Raw genomic sequence first — 6,054 nt, 5'->3', positions numbered from 1 at the left:
GGCCGGGGCCGACGGGGCCGGAGCGGACGCCGCGGGGGCGGCCGGGGCCTCGGTCTTCGCCGCGGGCGCGGGCTGGGCCTGCTTCGCGGCCGGAGCCGGGGCGGCGGGCTTCGCGGGCGGCGCGGGTGAAGGACGCGGGCCGGGGGTCGGAACCGGCTTCTTCTTGCCGTCCTTGGACGGATACGCGTCACGGAGACGACGGGCGACCGGCGCCTCGACGGTGGACGACGCGGACTTCACGAACTCGCCCTGTTCCTTCAACTTGGCGAGAACTTCCTTGCTGGTGATGCCGAGCTCTTTCGCGAGCTCATGTACTCGGGCCTTGCCTGGCACAGCTCTCCTCATCTGGGGAGGCCGGCGGCAGACCCGCAGACCTCGTCCTATTGTCGCGCGTTCATTGATTCAGCTTCACGGCTGACTCATGACGGGTCGACCTGCTTCCTGATTCCATCCGGCACCGGGGATGTCCCGGCGCCCCTCATTCCTCGGCGAACCGCTCCAGGCGTTCGTGGACACCCTGGGCGTCGAGCGACCCCGGAACACGAAGTGCTCGGGGAAACGCCCTGCGCCGCTCGGCCTTGGCCAGACAGTCCGGCACGGGATGCAACCAGGCACCCCGGCCCGGCAACCGCCGACGTTCGTCGACGATCAACCGACCGTCCGCCGCGACCACTCGCAGCAACTCGCCGATCAAAGCCCGCCGACGGCAACCCACACAGGTACGAACGGGGGCTTCCCGGTCATGCTGGAGGTCGGTTCCCGGCCGCGGGCTCTGAACCATTCGTAAGTCTAGCGCTTCGACCTTCACTCAGCCGAACCGGTTGCCGCGGCGGGCCGCGGCTGCCCGGCGTGTGCTTCGTCACCCTGCTCAGGGGCGGCGTCACTGCGGATGTCGATCCGCCAGCCGGTGAGCCGGGCGGCGAGGCGGGCGTTCTGCCCCTCCTTGCCGATCGCGAGCGAAAGCTGGAAGTCCGGGACGACGACACGAGCGGTCTTGGCCCGCTCGTCGACGACCCGTACCGATACAACCTTCGCGGGCGACAGCGCATTCCCGACGAACTTCGCCGGGTCCTCCGAGAAGTCGATGATGTCGATCTTCTCGCCGGCCAGTTCGCTCATCACGTTGCGCACGCGCGCGCCGACCGGGCCGATGCACGCGCCCTTGGCGTTGACGCCGGGCACCGTCGAGCGGACCGCGATCTTGGTCCGGTGTCCCGGCTCGCGCGCGATGGCGGCGATCTCGACGGTGCCGTCGGCGATTTCGGGGACCTCGAGGGCGAACAGTTTGCGCACCAGGTTCGGATGCGACCGCGACAGCGTGATCTGCGGGCCGCGGTTGCCGCGCGCGACCGTGACGACGTAGGCCTTGATCCGGCTGCCGTGCTCGTAGGACTCGCCCGGCACCTGCTCGACCGAAGGCAGGACGCCTTCGATGTCGCCGACCTGGATGACGACCATGCCGCGGGCGTTGGCGCGGGCGTCGCGCTGCACGACGCCGGCGACGATCTCGCCCTCCTTGGCGGAGAACTCGCCGAAGGTCTTCTCGTGCTCGGCGTCACGCAGGCGCTGCAGGATGACCTGCCGCGCGGTGGTCGCGGCGATCCGGCCGAACCCCTCGGGGGTGTCGTCCCACTCCTCGTCGGTCTGGCCGTCCGGGGTGAGGGTGTGCGCGAGGACGCGCACCAGCCCGCTCTTGTGGTCGATGTCGATCCTGGCGTGCGGCTGGTGGCCCTCGGTGTGCTTGTACGCGGTGAGCAGCGCGGTTTCGATCGCTTCGATCACCGTCTCGAAGGGGATGTCCTTGTCCCGTTCGATCGCGCGCAGCGCGGCGATGTCGACGTTCACTTCGGCTCCTCCTTCGGCTCCGTGGTGGCGGCGTTCAGAGCCGACGCATCGGTTTCCAACAGTTTCAGGTCCTCGGCAGGTGGTTGCTTGAACTCGATCTCGATGACCGCCTTGGTCACCGAGGCGTAAGGGACGTCCCGGATCTCGCCGTCCACGAGCACGCGCGCGGACTTCTCCCCCGCGTGCCCCACGCGGCCGATGAACGCCGCGCCTTCGGCCGGGGTGACCTTGACGAGGCGGAACTTCGCGCGCCGCCAGTGCCGCCGCACGGTCAGCGGCCGGTCGAGACCCGGCGAGGTGACTTCGAGCGTGTACGCGCTGGCGATCACGTGCTCGTTCTCGTCGAGCGCGGCGGAGACCGCCCGGCTGACGCTCGCCACCTCGTCCAGCCCGACGCCGTCGTCCCCGTCGACGACGACCTTGACCAGCTGACGGCGGCCTGCCTGCTGGACCTCGAAGGAATCGAGGTCGAAACCCGCGGCCTTGACGGCTTCGGCCACGATGGGCTCCAGCCTGCTGGCGAGGTCGTTGGGCACGGTGGAGCGCTCCTGTTCGGCTGTGGGCGACCCGGCGGCGTGAATCCGGGTTCGGTAGTGGACCAGCTTATCCGGTCACCCCCGCGTGACGCGCGAGCGGCGGCCCCGCGCGGGCTACTGGCAGGATGGGGCGGCGTGAACGGAAGATCGACAGAGCCCACCTCGCCGAGCCGTCGCACTTTCCTGCGGATGGGAGCGCTGGCCGTGTTGGCCGTGCCGCTGGCTTCCGCCTGCTCCCCCGGCTTCGACGAAAGCCCCGACCCGCTGGGCCCGCTGCTGCGCGCGGCGGAGACCGACGCGGCGGGTGCGAAGGCGCTGACGGGCGCCGAGGGTGAAGCGGTCGCCACCGCGCGGGCCGCGCACGCGGCCGCGCTCAAGACCGAGGTGGACCGGCTCAACCGGCCGAAGCCGGAGCAGTCCGGTCCGGCGGAGAACCCGCCGTCGTCGGTGGACGGGCTCAAGGAACGGCTCGCCCAGGCCCGCAAGCAGGCCGAGGGCCTCGTGCCTTCGCTGCCCCGCTACCGCGCCGGGATGGTCGCGTCGGTGGCCGCGGGCTGCGCGGCGCTGCAGCAGAGTTCGGAGAAACTCGGCCGCGGCGACGACGCCGGGGCGGTCGAAGTCCCCGCGGGAGTCCAGCTCGGTGGGGAGGCGGCGGAAGCCGTCCAGCAGGCGCTGGCCGCCGAACACGCGGCGATCTGGGTGTACGGGCTGGTCAGCGCGTACCTGCCCGCCGCCTTCGCCGGCGCGGTGACCCGGGGCACGGCCGAGCACGTCAAACGGCGGGACGTCTGCGAACGGATGCTTTCCGCGGCGGGCCAGACACCCGCCGGGCCGGAAGCCGCGTACGTGCCGCCGAGGCCGGTGACCGAGGCGAACTCGGCGATGGAACTGGTCGCGACGGCCGAGTCGGACGCGACCTCGGCCTGGCTCGGCGTGATCGACCGGACCGACGACGCGGCTTTGCGGACGACGGCGCTGAACGCGCTGATCGGGTCGGCGCGGCGGGGGACGGCGTGGCGGGCGGAGTTCGGCGCGAAGCCGGTGGCGATCGCCATGCCGGGTCAGTCGGCTGGCTGAGGGGGACTTTCCCCACATGTGATGCGACGAAAGCGTCCTTCACCGCGTGAGATGCGGTGAAGGACGCTTTCGGCTCAGGAACGGGAGAGGTCAGCGGCGCAGGTCCCCGGAAAGGCGCAGGGCGTCGGTCGCGATCCGCTCCAGCACCGGCTTGTCGGTCTGCTTGTCGTAGAAACCGGCCAGCACGATGGCCACCTCGGGCCCGGTGACGTGGGAGTCGTAGGCCGCGTCCTGCCCGGAGATCTTCGGAGCGCCCTGTGCCTTGAAGGTCCCGTCGCGCACCAGGTCGGACACGTTGCCCGTGCCGTCCTTGTCGGTGAGCGCCTTGAGCTGGGTCGCGGTGACCTCGCCGGGCATGGTGACCAGGACGACCGACACCAGCGCCTTCTTCCCGCCGGTCTCGGTCGTGTAGAGCGCCCGCGAAAGCCGCGTGCACGGCGTCTGGGTGAAGAACTCCTTGGTGTCGCCGTAGGCCTTGCTCGCGCAGTCGCTGGTGACCTGCGGGCCTTCGACCAGCGTGTACTGGAACTGGCCGCTCTTCGACGGCGGGTCCGCGACCGGGGCCGTCTCCGGCTCGTGCCGGATCAGCCACCAGAGCAGCGCCGAGACGACCGCGATGGCGACCAGCCCGGCGCCTCGCAGCGCCAGGCCCTTGGTGTCCCTCGGCGGCTTCGGCGCGGGCGGCGGCCCGCCCGGTCCTGCCGGTCGCACCGGCTGAAGCCGGGCCGTTTCCGTCGGTCCCGGGGTAAATTGCGCACCAACCACGGGAACATACGGTAGTTCACGCCGGTCCGGCGGTTCACCTGAACGTGCTTATCACCCGTTCGACGTCGTCAGCCGTGTTGTAGAGATGGAACCCGAATCGCTGCCTTCCGGCCCGGGTACCGGCCACGATGCCCGCTTCCTTCACCCGGCCGGCGTCGGCGTCGAGTGAGACGATCGCGCTCCCCTGACCGGGTGAGCCGAGCGCTTCGAGGAGCGAGTCGGCGAGACCCACGCAGTGCGCGCGGACGGCTTCGAGGTCCAAGGACCCGAGGTAGTCCAGCGAGACGGCGGCGCCGACGAACGAGAGCCAGGCCGGGGACAGGTCGAGCGACCGGGCCCCCTCCGCGAGCCGCAGCGGGAGGCCGTAGACGGTCTGCCAGCGGTCCTGCCCGGCGTACCAGTTCGCGGCGACCGGCACCGCCCGTTCCAGCACTCGCGGATGCGCGGCCAGCCACGCCGCCCCGCGCGGCGCGAGAAGCCATTTGTATCCGGCGGCGACCACCCAGTCGGCCCAGCCGAGGTCGAGCGGCTGCCACCCGGCGGCCTGGGTGGCGTCGAGCAGGACCGCCGCGCCCGCCGCCTCGGCGGCGGCACGGAGCGCACCGAGGTCGATCTGGGCGCCGTCGGCCGACTGGACGACGCTGACCGCGACGAGATCGTGTCCCTCGACGCGTTCGGTCAGCTCGGCCAACGGGACTTCGGTGACCTTCACCCCGCGGTGCGCCTGAGCCGCGAACGGAAAAGTGACGCTCGTGAAGTCGTTCCCGGCGACCAGCACACTGGCGCCGTCAGGCAGTCCGGCGGCCACGTTCGCGATCAGCTGCGAGACGGATGCCCCGATCGCGACCCGCTCCGCCGGGACCCCGATCAGTGCGCCGAACCCCGCCCGGGTCCGCGCGACGGGCTCGTCGAAGTCCGACGGGCGCGCCTCGCCGCGCCGCCACCGCTCGACCGCCTCCGCCACCGCGTCGGCCACGTGCGACGGCGGGATGCCGATGCTGGGCGTGTTCAGATAACCGGGCGGGATGGCGAATTCGGCTCCGAAGGACTGCATGCACCCGAGGTTAATGAGGTTCCGGGAGCAGGGCCGCGACGTCGGCGTAGGACGGCGGGATCAGCGGGAGTTCACCGCCGTCGCGAACGGCCTCCACCGTGCGCAGCGTTGCGGCCAGCGCCATCCGGTACGGCAGCGAACCGAGACTGATCCGTGCGACGCCGAGTCCGGCCAAACCCTCGACGGTGACCTTGCCGGGCAGGAACAGCAGATTCACCGGCGCCCCGACGGCCTTCACCAGCCGCTCGACGTCCACGGGCTCGGCGAGCCCCGGCACGAACACCCCGTCGGCTCCCGCGTCCACATAGGACAGAGAGCGGTCGATCGCGGTGCCGATGTCTGGCTTTCCCAGCCAATGCGTGTCCGTGCGAGCGTTGACGAAGAGACCGGGCGCGTGTTCCTTCGCCGCCGCGATCTTGGCCGTGTGCCGCGCGGGGTCGCCAAGGGCGTCTTCGAGGTTGATGCCCGCGACACCGGCTTCGGCGAGCTCCGCCGCCAGCGCGCCGACCTCGCCCGGATCGTCACTGAACCCGTCCGCGAGGTCGACGCTGATCAGCGCGTCCAGGCAGGCGAGCCGCCGCGCCAACCGGACGGTGGCGTCCTTCGAGGACGGGGCACCGTCCGGCTCGCCTTCGGCGGCCGAGACTCCGAGACTGGTCGTGCCAAGCGCCGGGAAGCCTTGCGCGGCCAGGAAGGCGGCCGTGCCGAACTCCCAGACGTTCGGCAGGAGCAGCGGGGAACCGGGGACGTGCAGCGCGGCGAATGCGGTCATGGCAC

At 71.3% G+C, this 6,054-nt stretch carries 8 protein-coding genes; 1 reads left to right on the top strand and 7 read right to left on the bottom strand.

Features of this window, described 5'->3' with window-relative positions:
• From H074_RS21570 to rimP, 4 genes are all read right to left on the bottom strand, one after another.
• Positions 1-333 (bottom strand): translation initiation factor IF-2 N-terminal domain-containing protein (locus tag H074_RS21570; RefSeq protein ID WP_007032182.1); only part of this gene is annotated, 333 nt, incomplete at its 3' end.
• Positions 334-478: 145 nt separating this feature from the next.
• On the bottom strand, positions 479-673 hold the full coding sequence (locus H074_RS41640) for a YlxR family protein (RefSeq protein ID WP_235096842.1): 195 nt from the start codon (positions 671-673) through the stop codon (positions 479-481).
• Positions 674-804: 131 nt separating this feature from the next.
• Positions 805-1,845 (bottom strand): transcription termination factor NusA, encoded by a 1,041-nt coding sequence (nusA, locus tag H074_RS21560; protein ID WP_007032180.1) that lies wholly within the window; start codon positions 1,843-1,845, stop codon positions 805-807.
• Entirely contained in the window at positions 1,842-2,381 is a 540-nt protein-coding gene (rimP, locus tag H074_RS21555) for a ribosome maturation factor RimP (protein ID WP_007032179.1), read from the bottom strand. Before rimP ends, nusA begins: the two co-directional genes overlap by 4 nt.
• Before the next feature lie 189 nt (positions 2,382-2,570).
• Between rimP and H074_RS21550 the strand changes: the two genes are divergently transcribed.
• Entirely contained in the window at positions 2,571-3,458 is an 888-nt protein-coding gene (locus H074_RS21550; RefSeq protein ID WP_007032178.1) for a ferritin-like domain-containing protein, read from the top strand.
• 90 nt (positions 3,459-3,548) lie between these two features.
• On the opposite strand, the gene H074_RS21545 is transcribed toward H074_RS21550, so the two are convergent.
• The 3 genes from H074_RS21545 to H074_RS21535 form a co-directional block, all read right to left on the bottom strand.
• Positions 3,549-4,169 (bottom strand): hypothetical protein, encoded by a 621-nt coding sequence (locus H074_RS21545; RefSeq protein ID WP_007032177.1) that lies wholly within the window; start codon positions 4,167-4,169, stop codon positions 3,549-3,551.
• Between the two features lie 88 nt (positions 4,170-4,257).
• Positions 4,258-5,277, bottom strand: a complete 1,020-nt coding sequence (locus tag H074_RS21540) for an aminotransferase class V-fold PLP-dependent enzyme (protein WP_007032176.1) — start codon at positions 5,275-5,277, stop codon at positions 4,258-4,260.
• Positions 5,278-5,287: 10 nt separating this feature from the next.
• Positions 5,288-6,049, bottom strand: coding sequence for an isocitrate lyase/PEP mutase family protein (locus tag H074_RS21535; protein WP_007032175.1), 762 nt, complete (start codon positions 6,047-6,049; stop codon positions 5,288-5,290).
• Positions 6,050-6,054 lie beyond the last annotated feature (5 nt).

It is taken from the genome of Amycolatopsis decaplanina DSM 44594 (assembly GCF_000342005.1).
GTDB lineage: Bacteria > Actinomycetota > Actinomycetes > Mycobacteriales > Pseudonocardiaceae > Amycolatopsis > Amycolatopsis decaplanina.
This window is presented reverse-complemented; position numbering and strand designations above follow the sequence as displayed.